Below are 17,689 nucleotides of genomic sequence, written 5' to 3'. Positions count from 1 at the left end.
CAACTTGGATTCACTGATCTCAATTGCAGTACCGGTAATGGCTTTTTGCCTTGAGCGCAATCTATCGTAATTACGCCAACGGACAGCGTCGCTACCAAAATTGTTCCGAAAATGCCTGAGTGGCTTAACCGTTTCAGTGAGCCTTCGAACCTTCCCCCCCAGCCCGGCGTCCGAGCTAAGGCACTGTTTGCTTACCGTTCACCGCGAGGTTGTCGTTTGAAAGCCGCCATCATCAAAAAATACCGTTTGATCATCAAGACCATGGGTTACGTAGGCTGGTCGCTGTTCTGGCTGCTGCTGTGGGATATCGCCGTCACGGTGGATTTCATGCTGTTTCTCAACGCCAAGGTCAACTTGCCGCTGATGCCGCTCACCTTGCTGGGTTCGGCGCTGATTGTGTTGATCAGTTTTCGCAACAGCAGTGCCTACAACCGCTGGTGGGAGGCGCGGACCTGTGGGGCGCGATGGTCAACAACTCACGTAGCTTTGCGCGCCAGGTACTGACCCTGCTGGACGACCCCGGCAGCGACGTGAACCCGACCAAATCCACCCTGCTGCGCCGCCATGTGGCCTATGTGAACTGCCTGGCCGCACACCTCAAGGGCGAGCCGTGCCCGGATGAAGTACGCGCGTTCATCCCCACCGACGAATTCGCGCGCAACGGCGCCACCAATAATTTTGCCAACGATATCCTCACCGGTTCGGCGGCGTTGTTGGCTCGCGAATACAAGGCCGGGCACCTGGACAGCATTCGCCTGGCGCGGTTGGAGTCGACGCTGGTGGACCTGTCCAACGCCCAAGGCGGCATGGAGCGTATCGCCAACACGCCCCTGCCCTACCCTTACGTGTATTTTCCACGGCTGTTTATTTCGTTGTTCTGCCTGATCGTACCGGTGGGCCTGGTGGAGTCCCTGGGCTGGTTCACGCCGTTGGCGTCGACGGTGGTGGGCTTCATGCTGTTGGCCATCGAACGCATCGGCACCGATCTGCAAAGCCCGTTTCGCTCCAGCGAACACCAGATCCAGATGGAAGCCATCTGCGAAACCATCGAAAAGAACCTGCAATCGATGCGCCGCGACGCCCTGGCCGACGACCAAATCGGCTGATCACACCTCGCGCCCTAAAGTGCGTGCCCTACCGGTCGATAAACCAAGGGTACGCATGGCCATATCCCCTCATAACAACACATGCGGCGTTCAGCACTAGCGTTTCTCCTTGCCAAAACTACAAATACCCGCAGGTGAAGTCATGAATATCAAGCAGAAGTTGACCTGGGCGTTCGCGGCAATCGCGTGCCTTCCGGTCATACTCGTGGCCGTGTTGGTAGTGCTGAATCTGCGCGAGGGGGCCCTGGCCAATTTCCTCGACAGCAGCGGTCGCGAAATACGCCAGATCGACAACGGCATGAAGCAGTTCTTCGACGGCATCAGCCAGAACGTCGATTTCGTGGCCAAGGACCCGCGCGTTGTCGCGGCCAAGGACCTCAAGAGCTACGCCGGCGCCGATGCGGCGCAAATCCCGCTGACCCAGACCAACAAAGAGCTGCTGGCGATTTTCGACCAGTTCGCCAAAAGCCATCCCACCACCGCCTACCTGTCCCTGGGCCTGAGCGACGGCGGGCTACGCCAGTTGGCCGGACGACACCAAACTGAACAACTACGACCCACGTGTGCGCCCCTGGTACAAAGCGGCCATCGCCGCCCCCGGCGCCACCGTGCGTACCGGCGCCTATACTGGGCGCCGGACGACGTGGTGTTGATTGGCACCGTACACACCGTCGCCGATGCCAGCGGCAACATCCTCGGTGTGGTCGGCCTGGATGTGTCGCTCAAGCAGCTCACCGAACTGGTGCGCAACATCAAGCTGGGCGACAGCGGCTACCTCATGCTGGTGGAAGGCAACGGCAACGTGCTGGTGGACCCCAGCGATGCCAAGCACAACTTCAAACCCCTGGCCGAGCTGGGCCCCAACTACGCCGAACTGGCCAAGCGCAGCGACGGCGTGACCCAGATCGACATCGACGGCGTGGCCTACATGGCCAACGTGGTCAGCTCAAAGACCTGGGCTGGCGCTTTATCGGCCTGATCAAGCGCGATGAAGTGATGGCCGAAGCGACCCGCCTGACCTGGCTGATCGGTGCCATCGCGGCGGTACTCGCCGTGGTCTTCGCCATCGTCGGCGCCAGCTTCGCCCGAGTGATCGTGCGGCCGATTCGCGGCGTGGCCGACGGCCTGCAAGAGATCGCCGAAGGCGAAGGCGACCTCACGCGCCAGCTCAAGGTGCAGGGCAAGGACGAGACCGCCAGCCTGGCGGGCTGGTTCAACCAGTTCCTGAGCATGATCGCGCAACTGGTGCAGCGCATCGGCAACGCATCGTCGGACCTGCAAAGTGCCGCCGCCGACACCAGCGAAGTGGCCAACAACATGAACCAGGCTGCCGGCCGCCAGCGCGAAGCGGTGGAACTGGTGAGCACTGCGTTCAACGAAATGGTCGCTACCGCCAATGAAGTGGCGCGTTCGTGCAGCGCCGCGGCAACCAGCGCCGATGAAGGCTACCGCGACGTGCACGACGGCCAACAGCACATCGGCGAAGCCACCGGCAGCGTGCTCAAGCTCAGCGAAGACCTGCAGAAATCGACCCAGACCATGCAGTTGCTGGAGCAGGACAGCCAGAACATCAACACCATCCTCGACACCATCCGTTCGATTGCCGAGCAGACCAACCTGCTGGCGCTCAACGCCGCCATCGAAGCCGCGCGCGCCGGTGACCAGGGCCGGGGTTTTGCCGTGGTCGCCGATGAAGTCCGCGCGCTGGCACGCCGCACCGCCGATTCCACCGGCGAAATCGACAGCCTGCTGGGCAACCTCGCTCGCCGCACCCAGGAAGTCACGCAGCAGATGCAAGGCAGCCTGCTGGTGTCTCACACCAGCGTGGAGCGCATCCAGCAGGCCCGCGACAGCTTCGACAAGATCCGCGGCTCGGTGGACTCGATCCGCGACCAGAACACCCAGATCGCCACCGCGGCCGAGGAACAGCACCAGGTTGCCGAAGAGATCAACCGCCACATCGCACAGATCCATGCCGATGCGCAGTTGGTGGAAGGCTTTGCGCATTCGGCGCAAACCGGCTCAGGGCCGCCTGACCGATATTTCCGGTCAGCTCAAGGGCCTGGTGGGTCGCTTCAAGTTCTAGCCGCTGTCACACCGGGGTCGCCTGCGGGGGCGTGTATTGGCTACTATAGCCACGCGTTTCCCGCCCTTTGCCCAACCACCCCGGAGCCTTAATGCCCAACCCCAAGGACACGGCCGCCGACAGCAGCGCCCCGATGATTCCCGAGCAGCGCCGTGAGCAAATCCTGCGGCAGTTGCGCAAGCATCAGGTGATGAGCGTGCACCAGTTGATGGAGATGTTCGATTGCTCGCACATGACCGTGCGCCGCGACATCGCCTTGCTGGAGCAGGAAGGCCGCGCGTACTCCGTCACCGGCGGGGTGCGTATCGCCAGCCAGTTACACAGCGAACCCAGCCATCAATCCAAAGCCGTCGTGGAACTGCCGCAAAAGCAGGCCATGGCACGGCTAGCCGCGCGGCTATTGCACGCGGACATGACGGTATACCTGGACGCCGGCACCAGCACATTGGAGATCGTCCCGTATATCAAGGCGCTGTCCGGCATGACGGTGGTGACCAATGACTTCGGGATCGTACAGGCCTTGATGGATGCGCCGCAGGTCATGGTGATCCACACCGGCGGCCAGCTGGACCACGACAATCACTCCTCGGTCGGCGGGCTGGCCGTGGCGACGCTGCGCCAGGTGGTCACGGACATTGCGTTTGTATCGACCAGTTCCTGGGATCTGCACCGGGGCATCACCACACCTTCGGCGCTGAAAGTCGAGGTCAAGCAAGTGGCCATGCAATCGGCGGCTCAAGTGGTGCTGGTGGCCAGCGGCTCCAAGTACGGCACCTTCAGCATGTACCGCATCGCCGGGCTGGAGCCGTTCGACGTAATCATCAGCGACGACGCCCTCGCCCCCGCAGCGGCCGATGGCATCCGCAAGCGTGGCATTGAATTGATGCTGCCGGGCGATCCGTCGCCGGCATGCAGCCCCGAGCAATGGCGAGGCTTGGATGGCGGTGGCAGGGCTGGCTGATGGGGTGGTTGGCACACTGCCCCCTCCCACGCGACTAGTGGGCGGCTTTCCAGTCCCGCAACCATGTCAGGCCCGCCGAGGTATCGCCCTTTGGCCGGTACTCGCAGCCCACCCAGCCGTCGTAGCCCAACCGGTCGAGCAGTTCGAACAGGAACGGGTAGTTCAACTCGCCCTGGTCGGGCTCGTGGCGGTCCGGTACGCCGGCAATCTGGATATGGCCAATCACCGTCGAAATCGCGGCGCAGTTTGGTGGCTACGTCGCCTTCGACGATCTGACAGTGGTAGCAGTCGAACTGAACCTTGAGGTTGCTTGCGCCGACTTCCCTGCAGATGGCCTGGGCCTGGTCCTGGCGATTGAGGAAAAACCCCGGCATGTCGCGCGTATTGATCGGCTCCAGCAATACCGTGACGCCGACCTTGGCCGCCGCCGCGCTGGCGTAGGCCAGGTTTTGCAGGTACACCGCGTGATGTCGCTGGCGCAGGTCTTCCGAGGGCAGCAAGCCGGCCATGACATGCACGCGGTTGTTGCCCAGCACGGCGGCGTATTCCAGGGCGCGATCAAAGCCACGGCGGAACTCGGCCTCGCGCCCCGGCAGGGTCGCGATACCCCGCTCCCCGCCGCCCAGTCACCGGGCGGCGCGTTGAACAGGGCCTGCACCAGGCCGTTGTCCCTCAGGCGCTGGCCAAGCACCTCGGCGGGGTAGTCATAGGGAAACAGGTACTCCACCGCGTCAAAACCATCGGCCCTGGCGGCACCGAAGCGGTCGAGAAACTCATGTTGCGGGTACAGCATGCTCAGGTTGGCAGCGAAACGAGGCATAGAAACTCCCGAAAATCAGACAAAAGGCCAGATCAGCAGTGTAATCACGAAACCCAGGGTACCCAGCAAGGTGGTGATGACGGTCCACGTTCGCAGCCCATCGGCCACATTGAGCCCGGCGAGTTTGGTGAAGATCCAGTAGCCGGCGTCGTTGATGTGCGACATGGCCAGCCCGCCACCGCCCATGGCCAGGCACAGCAGCGCCAGGTGATTGGGCGTCAGGTTGAGGGTGGCGATCAGCGGGCTGATGATACCGGCCGTGGTCACCAGGGCGACGGTGGTGGAGCCCTGTACCGCGCGCAACAGCATGGTCAGCAGGAAACCCAGGGCCAGCACCGGCAGCCCGGTAGTACGCAACAGGTCGGAGACCACCGCGCCGATCCCGGTGTCCACCAGCACTTTACCGAACACCCCACCGGCGCCGGCGATGAGGATCACCATGGCCACGCCCGGCAAAGCCGAGCCGATCACGTCCGACACCTGGCTGCGGCTCCAGCCCCGGCGCGAGCCCAGCAGCCAGGCGCACAACAAGGTGTCGATCAACAGCGCCACCAGGGGCGCACCGAGCACCGTCATCACCCCGCGCAGTGCCGATTCAACCGGCAGCAACGAGGTGGCCAGGGTGCCCAACAGGATCAATACGATAGGCAGCAGAATCAGGCTGACGATCAGGCCAAAGCCCGGCGCCGGGGCCGGCGGCAGCTTGGCGACGATAGCGCTGGTGGATTCTTCCAGGCCCATCGGGGCTTCGGCAACGCCGGCCTGTTGCACCGCGTTGTCGTTACCGTGGGTCCAGGCGCGCAGGTCTTCATTGGTGACATGAGGGCCGTAGACTTCGGCGCGGATGTCGTCGGTCATCGGGTAGAAGCGCCGCGTCATGCGCCCCGCCACGCGGTAACCGACGTAGCACAGCAAGGCGGTGATCGGCAGACCGAACATCAACACCCGGCCCAGGTCCGCACCCAATTGGCTGGCCGCCGCCACCGCGCCCGGATGGGGCGGCAAAAACGCATGCACCGTCAGCAGCGCCGCGCACATCGGCAACGCAAACACCAGCAACGGCTTGCGTGCCCGGCGTGCGACACCATAGGCCAGCGGCATCAGGATAATTACCCCCACTTCAAAGAACACCGGCACGCCGATGATGAACCCGGCAATGGTCAGCGCCAGCGGCGTACGGCTGTTGCCAAACCGCTCGATCAACGACTTGGCCAAGGCCTCGGCCCCGCCGGACAGCTCAATGATGCGTCCGATCATGGCGCCCAGGGCGATGATGATCGCGATATGGCCGAGGGTCTTGCCCATGCCGCCTTCGATGGTCGCCACCAGATCAGCCGGTTTCACCCCGGCGACCAGCGCTACCACGATGCTCACCAGCATCAGCGCGACAAACGGCTGGAATTTGTACTTGAGGACCAGAAACAGTAGCAGCGCGATGCCCGCGCCGGCGGTCAACATCAAAATCAATGGGCTCATTGGTAAATGTCCTGTTGTTATTGTTTTTGGGCGCAAGCGGGCCCCATCGAGCGCCGCGGGCGGTTCTCGAGTGGTGCTTGCAATGTCGGTCTACGGGTTACCAGTGCGCGCCGAACGTCTCGCGCAGTTCATCCAATGCGGCCTGGCCAAGCGGCTCGGGCCGGGGGTTGCTCATCAACCACAGGCGTGCGGTTTCTTCCAACTCTTCCAGGGCATAGCTGGCCTTGGCCACCGAGCTTTCCCACACCACCGGCCCGAGGCGTTCGAGCATCACGCCACGCACGCTGTTGGCCAGTTGCGCCACTTGCTCGGCGACGTTGGGCGAGCCGGGGCGCTGGTACGCAATCAGCGGAATGTGCCCGACTTTCATCACCTGATAAGGCGTGAGCGGCGGCAGGATATCGTCCGCCCGCCACACTCCGGCCAGGGTCAGCGCCACCAGATGCGTCGAATGGGTATGCACCACGCCGCCCACCGCCGGGTTGCGGTCATACACCTGGCGGTGCAGGGCCAGGGTTTTTGACGGCTTGTCACCCGACACCCATTCGCCGTCAAGATTGACCTTGGCAATGCACCCGGGCACCAGGCGACCCAGGCAGACATCGGTGGGGGTGATCAGCCAACCATCGTCCAGGCGCGCACTGATATTGCCGGCGCTGCCGACGGTGTAACCGCGTTGGTAAAGGCTGCGGCCCACGTCGCAGATTTCTTCGCGCAGGGCCTGCTCGTTGATGGCGCTCATTGGGCGCCTCCCGCCAGTTGCGCCAGGGCTTTGGCAAAGAAGTCGCGCCCCCCGAAGTTGCCCGATTTCAGCGCCAGCGCCAGCGGTTCGGCGCAACTGCTCACCGTGGCCGGCACGCCGGGATCAATCTGCGCGCCGATCTGCAACAGGGTGACGCCAAGCGCCTTGACCACCGCGCCGGACGTTTCGCCGCCCGCCACCACAAAGCGTCGAACGCCCTCTTGACGCAAACCGGCAGCGATCTCGCCCAGTGCATCTTCCACCAGGGCTCCGGCGCGTTCGACACCCAGTTGTTGCTGCACCGCCTTGACCTCGTCCGGGGTGCTGGTGGCATAGATCAATACGGTGTCGGCACTGTCGCGGGCAAAGGCCAGCGCTTGCGCCACCACCGGTTCGCCGTTAGCCAGGGCGATGGGGTCAAGACGCAACGCCGGGCGCCCCGCTTCGCACCAGGCCGCCACCTGGCCGAGGGTCGCCACCGAGGCGCTGCCGGCGAGCACCACCTCGCCACCGCTGACCGTGGGGCATGCCGTGACATCGAAGTCGCCCAGTTTACCGGCGCGGCGGAAATTGCCCGGCAGGCCCAAAGCCAGGCCCGAGCCGCCGGTGAGCAACGGCAAGTCAGCGCACGCACTGCCCAGGGTGTAAAGGTCCTGGTCCGACAGCGCGTCGGCGATGGCGATGCCCACGCCTTGCCCGCGCAGTTCGACGATCTTGGCGCGGGCGGCATCAACCCCCGCAGCGAGCGTGTCGTAGCGCAACAAACCGACCGGCAATTGCGTCTGCTGTTGCAGCACGCGCACCAGGTTCGCATCGCCCATGGGCGTCAGCGGGTGGTGCTGCATGCCGGACTCGCTGAGCAACTGGTCTTGCACAAACAAGTGACCGCGGAAAATCGTGCGGCCGTTTTCTGGAAACGCCGGGCACGCCAGCGTGAAATCGCTGCCCAGCGCCTTGAGCAACGCCTCGCTGACCTGGCCGATATTACCGGCGGCGGTGGAGTCAAAGGTTGAGCAGTACTTGAAGAAGATCTGCTCGCAGCCCTGCCCGCGCAGCCAGTCCAGCGCGGCCAGCGATTGCTCGACCGCCTCGGCTGCGGGCGTGGTGCGCGACTTGAGCGCGATGACGATGGCGTCGGCCTCCAGCCCCTGGGCGACTTCGCGGCTGGGGATACCAATACTCTGCACCGTGCGCATACCGCCGCGCACCCAGCCTGTTGGCAAGGTCGGTGGCGCCGGTGAAATCGTCGGCGATGCAGCCCAGCAAGGGACGTGCGTTGGAGTCAGTCATGCGGCGTTCCTCAAACAGGCTCGGGCTTGGCGGTGGGCAGGTCGATACCCGGGAAAATCTTGATCACCGCCGAGTCGTCCTCGCGGCCGAAACCGGCGCTGGACGCCTGCATGAACATTTGGTGCGCCGTGGCCGACAGCGGCAGCGGAAACTTGCTGGCGCGGGCGGTATCGAGCACCAGGCCCAGGTCCTTGACGAAAATATCCACCGCCGACAGCGGCGTGTAGTCGGCCTTGAGAATGTGCGGCACGCGGTTCTCGAACATCCAGGAGTTACCGGCACTGTGGGTGATGACTTCGTACAAGGCGTCGGCATCGACCCCTTCGCGCAGGCCCAGGGCCATGGCCTCGGCGGATGCGGCAATGTGCACCCCGGCCAGCAATTGATTGATGATCTTGACCTTCGAGCCCAGGCCATGCACGTCGCCCAGGCGATAAACCTTGCCCGCCATGCCCGCCAGCACCGCTTCGGCCTTGGCGTAGGCGGCCTGCGGGCCGGATGTCATCATGGTCATTTCACCGGCGGCGGCCTTGGCCGCGCCACCGGAAATCGGCGCATCCAGATACAGCAGGCCGTGTTCGCCCAGGCGCTGCCCCAACTCCACGGCGTACGTCGGCGCCACGGTGGCGCAGCCGATCACCAGGCTGGCCGCACGTAGCGACGCCACCGCCCCGCCCTCACCGAACAGCACGGTCTCGGTCTGTTCGGCGTTGACCACCACCGTGATGATCACATCGCAGGCCTGCGCCATCTGCGCGGGCGACGCACACGCCACCCCGCCTTCGACGGCGAACTGCTGGGTGACCGTTTCACGCACGTCACACGCATGCACATTGAAACCTGCGCGCAACAGCGAGCGGGCAATGCCCAGCCCCATCGCGCCCAAACCGATCACACCGACATTCTTATTATTCATGGGGTACTCCAGGGGAAAACGGCGGCTGACACCACACCGGCGAGCCGCGTTGGAATGGCGATCGATCATCCACCAATGAACGGATTATGTGAAGTATTTTTTCCATCTAACATTTTTTAACATCGGTAGCCCTGGCCGTTGTCGCCTCGCGCAGGGCCGGCGGCATGCCCGCGTCGTCCGGCGGCCAGGCTTTGTGTGAAAGGACGTGATGGAACACAAGCAGCAACGCCCGCGTGTAGGCGGGCCGATGATGCACAGGACAAGGAAGGCGCAGGCGTGGTGTATCGAGGAGGTAGTGGCGGCGTTTCGTTGAACGTACCGTACGCGTCGCGCGGCACAGGCGCGACGCGTACAGCCACGCAGATCAGCTGAACAGGTCTACCCCGAGCTGGAACGCTACCCACAGTGCCAGCCCCGTGGCGAAGAGCAGCGCGATGTTCTCGAACAGGTTATTGCGGTATTCCTTGCCGAGCAGCGACTTCTGGTTGGACATGATCAGCAGGCCCAGGGAAATCACCGGCAACCCGATGATGTTCAACGCGCTGACGCCGATGGTCAGCGTGACGAAGTCCGGCATGCCAGGCAGCGACCAGACCAACGGGGTCACCAGGATGAACAGCATGAACCACTTGTGCATCGGGTCATGGTGGAATTGCTTGCCGTAACGCTCGCGCCGCCCTGGCCGTACGTGCTGGAACGCGTCGGTGATCAGCATCGGAAACGCAGTGGTCTTGCCGGAGATGCTGGCAAACAGCGTGGCGAACACGCCGATGAAGAAGATGTACCAGCCAATCGGGCCAAAGAAGATTTCCAGCGCCTTGCCCAGATCGCCCAGTGTCTTCACTTCGATACCGTTGGGCCGAAGGATTTCGGCACCCACGATCCAGATCGCCAGGTTGATCACAATGCCGACGAACACCGCAAACAGCAGGTCGTTACGCTGGATGCGCTTGTGTTGCGGGCCCGTCCACCCCTTCTGGCGCATGACATACGGGTGCACGAAGTTGGCGATCGAACCCGCCACCGCGCCGATCACCGATACCGCGACCAGCAGCGCGCCATGCACGCCCTCGTCCGGCGGGATGCTGAAACCGATCGTGCCTTTGACGATCCCTGCCATGTCCGGCCCGGACATGACCGCCAAGGCAATGAATGCCAGGGTCATGATTGCCAACAGGCCTTTCATTACGCCTTCGATCATCGAGTAGATGTTGCGCCCGACCAGCATCCACACCGCCAGCACCACCGCCACCGAACACAGCAGTGCGTAGTCGGTCTTGAAGAGCATGGCCAGGGCCTCACCCGCCCCCTTGATCATGTAGGCATTCATCAGGTGCCCCATGAGCAATGCGTACACCAGCAGGAACCAGGCAAAAAACGGGTTCAACTGGGCGTAGCCCTGCAGGATCGTCATGCCTCGGTTATTGCATAACTGGAAGCGCGCAATGATGTTGACGATCAGGTACCTGAGCAGCAGAGACACCGCCAGCACCCACATCATGGCGTAGCCATAGTTGGCGCCCGCCACCGAGGAGGTGATCAGATCACCGGCTCCCAACCAGGACAGCACGGCAATCACGCCAGGGCCAAGCAGCTTTAGAAGTCGTACAACACGGCCGGACGCAGGTGCCGCAGCCTTGCCTTCGATGGAAGGGAAACCGGTCATCGGAGAGTCTCCTTTGTTTTTTTGTGAGAGCGCGGCTAGTCGAACACAGTTGATATGACGTCGTACAACCATAGGGGTTGGATAAGTATTAAAAAATGTTTCTTCTGCACGAGTGGCAATACAGCCCTCAATCACACGCCACGCCGTGCTGATACTCCCGTGGCGTACACCCGTACTCACGCCGGAACACGGTGTGCAGGTACTGCGCCGACTTGAAGCCGCACTGTTGGGCAATGTCGGTAATCGCCAAATCGCCGTGTTCCAGCCCCTTGGCCGCCGCCGCCAGTTTGAAACGCAGAATCTCGTCATGCACGCTGCAACCGCGCACCTTGCGAAAGTGCGACTCCAGGGATGAGCGCGACACGCCGACATAGGCCGCGACCTGGGCGGTCTTGATGCCCTGGCAGGCGTATTGCCGGATAAACAGCAGCGCCTGCATCACGTAAGGGTTGCCCAAGGGTTGATGCAAGCTGGAGGCCTGCACATTGATGGCCTCCGGCGGCACCAGGATTTGCGTACCGGCGCAAGGCTTGCCGTGCAGCATCTGATGCAATAGCGCGGCGGCGGTGCGGCCCATGGTTTCAGTGCCCTGGATCACCGAGCTCAAGGGCACGCGCGTAAGGGTGCGGGTCAGCGGGTCGTTGTCGATGCCGATCAGCGCCACCTGCTCCGGTACCGCGATACCGGCGGTAAGGCAGGCCTGCAGCAATTGCCGAGCGCGGGCGTCGGTGACGGCGATGATGCCGATGGGTTTGGGCAGGCTATGCAGCCAGGCGATCTGCAGTTCCACGGCGCTGTCCCAGAGTGGCGCGCTGGTGCCCAGGCCGCGATAGATCTCCACGTGCAAACCGTCGCGCTGCATCAGCCGGCGGAAGGCTTTTTCGCGCTCCTGGGCCCAACGGTTGGCCTGGGCTTCGGGCAAGCTGAAACAGGCAAACCGCGTCAGCCCGGCCTCGATCAGATGCTCATAGGCCAGCTTCATCAACGCGTCATTATCGGTCGCCACGTAGGGAATGCCCTTGGGGTAGGCACGCGCATCCTCATAAGAACCGCCCACCGCCACCACCGGCAACTTGATCCCCGCCAATGCTTCGCCGATCAACGGGTCGTCGAAGTCGGCAATGATGCCGTCGCCCTGCCAACGCTCTATGCCTTTGAGGCGGCATAGAAAGTCCTCTTCCAGAAACAGGTCCCACGACGCACGGGTGCTGCTCAGGTAATTGCCGATGCCGGCGATGATGCCACGGTCATAGATTTTGCTGCCGTTGAACAGCAAGGCGATGCGGTGAACGGGCGGTAGGGTTTTCATTGTTGTTGTCCTGTGGCCGGTCGCCAGAGACTAGCCCCCGCCACTCAAAATCGCACGCCCCTTTGGTGATTTTCATAATCAGCAGCCCCCAGGCCATTGCTAGTATCCAGACACCGCCAAGAACAATAAGGAAAACGCCATGCCGTACTTCCCAGGTGTCGAGAAGGTTCGCTTCGAAGGCCCCACCAGCGACGCCCCCCTCGCCTTTCGCCATTACGATGCCAACAAGCTGATCCTCGGCAAACCCATGCGTGAGCACCTGCGCATGGCGGCCTGTTATTGGCACACGTTCGTGTGGCCGGGTGCGGATATGTTTGGCGTGGGGACGTTCAAGCGGCCGTGGCAGCGCAGCGGCGACCCCATGGAACTGGCCATCGGCAAGGCAGACGCGGCCTTTGAGTTTTCTCCAAGCTGGGCATCGACTACTACAGCTTTCACGACACCGATGTGGCCCCCGAAGGCAGCTCGCTCAAGGAATACCGCAACCACTTTGCGCAGATGGTCGACCACCTGGAGCGCCATCAGGAACAAACCGGCATCAAACTGTTGTGGGGCACCGCCAATTGCTTCCAGCAACCCACGCTTTGCCGCCGGCGCCGCGAGCAACCCGGACCCGCAGGTATTCGCCTATGCCGCCGCCCAGGTATTCAGCGCCATGAACGCCACCTTGCGGCTCAAGGGCTCCAACTACGTGTTGTGGGGCGGCCGCGAAGGCTATGAAACCCTGCTCAATACCGACCTCAAGCGCGAGCGCGAACAGCTCGGACGTTTTATGCGCATGGTCGTGGAGCACAAGCACAAGATCGGCTTTAAGGGCGACCTGCTGATCGAACCCAAGCCCCAGGAGCCGACCAAACACCAATACGATTACGACAGCGCGACGGTGTTCGGCTTCTTGCATGAGTACGGCCTGGAACACGAGATCAAGGTGAATATCGAAGCCAACCACGCCACCCTGGCCGGGCACAGTTTTCATCATGAGATCGCCACCGCCGTGTCCCTGGGGATCTTCGGCAGCATCGACGCCAACCGCGGCGACCCGCAAAACGGCTGGGACACCGACCAGTTCCCCAACAGCGTCGAAGAAATGACCCTGGCCACCTATGAAATCCTCAAGGCCGGCGGTTTCAAGAACGGCGGCTACAACTTTGACTCCAAGGTGCGCCGCCAGAGCCTGGACGAGGTCGACCTGTTTTACGGCCACGTCGCCGCCATGGACACCCTGGCCCTGGCCCTGGAACGCGCGGCGGCCATGGTGCAAAACGACCAGTTGCAGCAATTCAAGGACCAGCGTTATGCCGGCTGGCAGCAGCCGCTGGGCAAGGCCGTGCTGGCGGGCGAGTTCAGCCTGGAGTCGCTGGCCGAGCATGCGTTTGCCCATGAGCTCAACCCGCAGGCCGTGAGTGGGCGCCAGGAAATGCTTGAAGGGATGGTCAACCGTTTTATCTACAGTTAAGGGGTTGTCGTGAGCGGGCTTGCCACAGGGGCGGCCCGCTAGCCACACCCACAGTGTTCGCCTAAAGTCTTCACCCAGTGTCTTTCCAACAACAATAAAAGGACGCACCACCATGAAGTCATTCAAACGTACCCTGCTCGCCACCACCCTGGCCCTGCTGACCCTGCCGGTCATGGCCGACCCGGCCCATCCGAAAATCGGCTTCTCTATCGATGACCTGCGCCTGGAGCGCTGGTCCCGTGACCGCGATTACTTCGTGGCGGCCGCGGAGAAACTCGATGCCAAGGTCTTCGTGCAGTCGGCCGATGCCAACGAACAAAAGCAGATCTCCCAGATCGAAAACCTGATTTCCCGTGGCGTCGATGTGATCGTGATCGTGCCGTTCAACGCCACGGTGTTGACCAACGCGGTGGCCGAAGCCAAGAAGGCCGGGATCAAAGTGGTGTCCTATGACCGCCTGATCCTCAACGCAGACATCGATGCCTACATCTCCTTCGATAACGAAAAAGTCGGCGAAATGCAGGCCCGCGGCGTGCTGCAAGCGGCGCCCAAGGGCAATTACTTCCTGCTCGGCGGCGCGCCCACCGACAACAACGCCAAGGTGCTGCGCGAAGGCCAGATGAAAGTGCTGCAGCCGGCCATCGACAAGGGCGATATCAAGATTGTCGGCCAGCAATGGGTCAAGGAATGGAACCCCACCGAAGCGCTGAGCATCGTCGAAAACGCCCTGACTCGAAACGACAACAAGATCGACGCCATCGTCGCCTCCAACGACGCCACCGCCGGCGGTGCGATCCAGGCCCTGGCCGCGCAGAAACTGGCGGGCAAGGTGCCGATCTCCGGCCAGGATGCCGACCTCGCCGCCGTCAAGCGCGTGATCGACGGCACCCAGACCATGACCGTGTACAAGCCGCTCAAACTGATCGCGACCGAAGCCGCCAAGCTGTCGGTGCAGTTGGCGCGTAACGAGAAGCCCACCTACAGCTCGCAATACGACAACGGCAGCAAAAAGGTCGACACCATCCTGCTCACTCCGACCCCGCTGACCAAGGCCAATATCGATCTGTTGGAGAAGGACGGGTTCTACACCAAAGAGCAGATCGGCGGGCAGTGAACGCCATGGCCGCCGACTACCTGTTGCAAATGAACGGCATCGTCAAAAGCTTTGGCGGTGTCAACGCGCTGAACGGCATCGATATCAAGGTGCGGCCGGGGGAATGCGTGGGTCTGTGCGGCGAGAACGGTGCCGGTAAATCCACCCTGATGAAGGTGCTGTCGGCGGTGTATCCGTACGGCAGCTGGGACGGCGAAATCCTCTGGGACGGGCAGCCGCTCAGGGCGCAGTCCATCAGCGAAACCGAGGCGGCCGGCATCGTGATCATCCACCAGGAACTGACCCTGGTGCCCGACCTGTCGGTGGCCGAGAACATCTTCATGGGCCACGAGCTGACCCTGCCCGGCGGGCGCATGAACTACCCGGCGATGTTCCACCGCGCCGAAGCGTTGATGCGTGAACTCAAGGTGACGGACATGAACGTGGCGCTGCCAGTGTCGCAGTACGGCGGCGGTTACCAGCAGTTGGTGGAAATCGCCAAGGCCCTCAACAAACAGGCGCGCCTGTTGATCCTCGACGAACCCTCGTCGGCGCTGACCCGCTCGGAAATCGAAGTGCTGCTGGACATCATCCGTGACCTCAAGGCCAAGGGCGTGGCCTGCGTATACATCTCCCACAAACTCGATGAAGTGGCCGCCGTGTGCGACACCATCGCGGTGATCCGCGATGGCAAGCACATTGCGACCACGGCCATGGCCGACATGGACATCCCGCGCATCATTACGCAGATGGTCGGCCGCGAGATGAGCAACCTCTACCCCACCGAGCCCCATGCGGTGGGCGAGGTGATTTTCGAGGCGCGCCATGTCACCTGCTACGACGTGGACAACCCCAAGCGCAAGCGTGTCGATGATATTTCGTTCGTGCTCAAGCGCGGTGAAATCCTCGGCATCGCAGGTCTTGTGGGCGCCGGGCGTACCGAGCTGGTGTCGGCGCTGTTCGGCGCCTACCCTGGCCGCTACAGCGCCGAGGTGTGGCTGGACGGCGCGCTGATCGACACGCGCACGCCGCTCAAATCAATCCAGGCCGGGCTGTGCATGGTGCCCGAGGACCGCAAGCGCCAGGGCATCATTCCCGACCTGGGCGTGGGCCAGAACATCACCCTGGCGGTGCTCGACACCTACGCGCACCTGACCCGCATCGACGCCGAAGCGGAACTGGGCAGCATCGACCAGCAGATCGCGCGCATGCATCTCAAGACCTCCAGCCCGTTTTTGCCGATCACCAGCCTGTCCGGCGGCAACCAGCAGAAAGCCGTGCTGGCGAAAATGCTGATGGCCAAGCCCAAGGTGCTGATCCTTGACGAGCCCACGCGCGGGGTGGATGTGGGCGCCAAATATGAGATCTACAAACTGATGGGCGCGCTGGCGGCCGAAGGGGTGGCGATCATCATGGTCTCCTCGGAACTGGCCGAAGTGCTCGGCGTGTCCAACCGTGTGCTGGTGATCGGTGACGGCCAACTGCGCGGCGATTTCATCAACGAGGGGCTCACCCAGGAACAGGTGCTCGCCGCCGCGCTCAGCCAACACAATAACAATCGGAAGACCGCGTAGATGAATCAGCTCAAACAGCTGTTTACCCGCTACAAAATGCTCGCCCTGGTGATCGCGGTGGCCGTGATCTGGCTGTTTTTCAGTTGGCAGACCGAGGGTGGCTTCCTGACGCCGCGTAACCTGTCGAACCTGCTGCGGCAGATGTCGATCACCGGGATTCTGGCGTGCGGCATGGTGCTGGTGATTATCAGTGGCGAGATCGATTTGTCGGTGGGCTCGTTGCTGGGGCTGCTGGGTGGGTTGGCGGCCATCCTGGACGTGGTCTATCACATCCCGCTGCTGGCCAACCTGAGCCTGGTGGCGCTGTGCGGACTGATGATCGGCCTGGCCAACGGCTACATGACCGCGTATCTGCGCATCCCGTCGTTCATCGTCGGCTTGGGTGGGATGCTGGCGTTTCGCGGGATTTTGCTGGGGATCACCGGCGGCACCACCATCGCGCCGGTGTCGCCATCGCTGGTGTATGTGGGCCAGGGCTATTTGCCGCATACCGTGGGTGTGGGCCTGGGCGTGCTGCTGTTTGCGCTGACCTTGTTCCTTACCTGGAAACAACGGCGCAACCGCGCCTTGCATGGTTTGGCGGCGCATTCACGGGTGCGTGACGTAGTGCGCGTAGGGGTGATCGGCGCGGTGCTGGCCGGGTTCGTCACTACGCTCAACAGCTACGACGGCATCCCGGTGCCGGTGCTGTTGCTGCTGGTGCTGCTCGGCGTGTTCAGCTACGTCACCAGCCAGACCGTGTTCGGCCGCCGCGTGTATGCGGTGGGCAGCAACATGGAGGCCACGCGCCTGTCGGGCATCAACGTACAGGCGGTAAAACTGTGGATCTTCGGCATCATGGGCGTGATGTGCGCCCTCGCCGGCCTGGTCAACACCGCCCGCCTCGCGGCCGGCTCACCGTCGGCGGGCAACATGGGCGAACTGGACGCCATCGCCGCGTGCTTTATCGGCGGCACCTCAATGCGCGGCGGCTCGGGCACGGTGTACGGCGCGCTGCTGGGGGCATTGGTCATCACCAGCCTGGACAACGGCATGTCGATGCTGGACGTGGACAGCTACTGGCAGATGATCGTGAAGGGCAGCATTCTGGTGCTGGCGGTATGGGTGGACGTGAGCACACGCGCGGGCCGGCGCTGAACCCATTCTCACCGACACCACATAACCCTTGTGGGAGGGGGCTTGCTGCCGATGGCG

Annotated in this window: 11 protein-coding genes and 5 pseudogenes; 9 read left to right on the top strand and 7 right to left on the bottom strand. The window is 62.8% G+C overall.

Going from position 1 to position 17,689, the window contains the following annotated elements; genetic code table 11:
- The first annotated feature begins 216 nt into the window (after positions 1–216).
- The 5 genes and pseudogenes from AB4O25_RS02415 to AB4O25_RS02395 all read left to right on the top strand — a co-directional run bounded on the left by AB4O25_RS02415 (position 217) and on the right by AB4O25_RS02395 (position 4,153).
- Positions 217–1,106 (top strand): annotated as a pseudogene (locus AB4O25_RS02415) (bestrophin family protein).
- 142 nt (positions 1,107–1,248) lie between these two features.
- Entirely contained in the window at positions 1,249–2,085 is an 837-nt protein-coding gene (locus AB4O25_RS02410) for a cache domain-containing protein (protein ID WP_460150410.1), read from the top strand.
- 17 nt (positions 2,086–2,102) lie between these two features.
- A pseudogene (locus tag AB4O25_RS02405) lies at positions 2,103–2,279 on the top strand (hypothetical protein); the annotation flags it as partial.
- Between the two features lie 396 nt (positions 2,280–2,675).
- A pseudogene (locus tag AB4O25_RS02400) lies at positions 2,676–3,284 on the top strand (methyl-accepting chemotaxis protein); the annotation flags it as partial.
- On the top strand, positions 3,284–4,153 hold the full coding sequence (locus tag AB4O25_RS02395; RefSeq protein WP_460150408.1) for a DeoR/GlpR family DNA-binding transcription regulator: 870 nt from the start codon (positions 3,284–3,286) through the stop codon (positions 4,151–4,153). The pseudogene AB4O25_RS02400 and the gene AB4O25_RS02395, both read left to right, overlap by 1 nt.
- Before the next feature lie 34 nt (positions 4,154–4,187).
- Here AB4O25_RS02395 and otnI read toward each other — a convergent pair.
- From otnI to AB4O25_RS02360, 7 genes and pseudogenes are all read right to left on the bottom strand, one after another.
- Positions 4,188–4,973, bottom strand: a pseudogene (gene otnI, locus AB4O25_RS02390) (2-oxo-tetronate isomerase).
- A gap of 15 nt (positions 4,974–4,988) precedes the next feature.
- Positions 4,989–6,449, bottom strand: a complete 1,461-nt coding sequence (locus AB4O25_RS02385; protein ID WP_017528373.1) for a GntP family transporter — start codon at positions 6,447–6,449, stop codon at positions 4,989–4,991.
- A 97-nt stretch (positions 6,450–6,546) separates the two neighbouring features.
- The gene (gene otnC, locus AB4O25_RS02380) at positions 6,547–7,191 is read right to left on the bottom strand and encodes a 3-oxo-tetronate 4-phosphate decarboxylase (RefSeq protein ID WP_017528372.1); all 645 of its coding nucleotides are present in this window, start codon (positions 7,189–7,191) and stop codon (positions 6,547–6,549) included.
- Positions 7,188–8,481: pseudogene (otnK, locus tag AB4O25_RS02375) on the bottom strand (3-oxo-tetronate kinase). The gene otnC and the pseudogene otnK overlap by 4 nt, the downstream one beginning before the upstream one ends.
- 10 nt (positions 8,482–8,491) lie before the next feature.
- On the bottom strand, positions 8,492–9,397 hold the full coding sequence (ltnD, locus tag AB4O25_RS02370) for an L-threonate dehydrogenase (protein WP_017528370.1): 906 nt from the start codon (positions 9,395–9,397) through the stop codon (positions 8,492–8,494).
- A 364-nt stretch (positions 9,398–9,761) separates the two neighbouring features.
- The gene (locus AB4O25_RS02365; RefSeq protein WP_017528369.1) at positions 9,762–11,063 is read right to left on the bottom strand and encodes an Nramp family divalent metal transporter; all 1,302 of its coding nucleotides are present in this window, start codon (positions 11,061–11,063) and stop codon (positions 9,762–9,764) included.
- Positions 11,064–11,190: 127 nt separating this feature from the next.
- Positions 11,191–12,372, bottom strand: a complete 1,182-nt coding sequence (locus tag AB4O25_RS02360; protein WP_017528368.1) for a XylR family transcriptional regulator — start codon at positions 12,370–12,372, stop codon at positions 11,191–11,193.
- A gap of 139 nt (positions 12,373–12,511) precedes the next feature.
- Here AB4O25_RS02360 and xylA point away from each other — a divergent pair, with 139 nt between their 5' ends.
- The 4 genes from xylA (at position 12,512) to AB4O25_RS02340 (ending at position 17,632) form a co-directional block, all read left to right on the top strand.
- Positions 12,512–13,828: a xylose isomerase gene (gene xylA, locus AB4O25_RS02355; RefSeq protein WP_460150406.1), complete on the top strand. Its 1,317-nt coding sequence runs from the start codon at positions 12,512–12,514 to the stop codon at positions 13,826–13,828.
- A 112-nt stretch (positions 13,829–13,940) separates the two neighbouring features.
- On the top strand, positions 13,941–14,942 hold the full coding sequence (xylF, locus tag AB4O25_RS02350) for a D-xylose ABC transporter substrate-binding protein (RefSeq protein ID WP_460150404.1): 1,002 nt from the start codon (positions 13,941–13,943) through the stop codon (positions 14,940–14,942).
- A 5-nt stretch (positions 14,943–14,947) separates the two neighbouring features.
- On the top strand, positions 14,948–16,495 hold the full coding sequence (gene xylG / locus AB4O25_RS02345; RefSeq protein WP_460150402.1) for a D-xylose ABC transporter ATP-binding protein: 1,548 nt from the start codon (positions 14,948–14,950) through the stop codon (positions 16,493–16,495).
- Positions 16,496–17,632, top strand: coding sequence for a sugar ABC transporter permease (locus tag AB4O25_RS02340; RefSeq protein ID WP_017528364.1), 1,137 nt, complete (start codon positions 16,496–16,498; stop codon positions 17,630–17,632).
- Positions 17,633–17,689: the final 57 nt, after the last annotated feature.

The organism is Pseudomonas sp. S3_A03, from assembly GCF_054668275.1.
The sequence above is the reverse complement of the archived record's forward strand: the minus strand, read 5'-3'. Positions and strand labels throughout refer to the sequence as shown.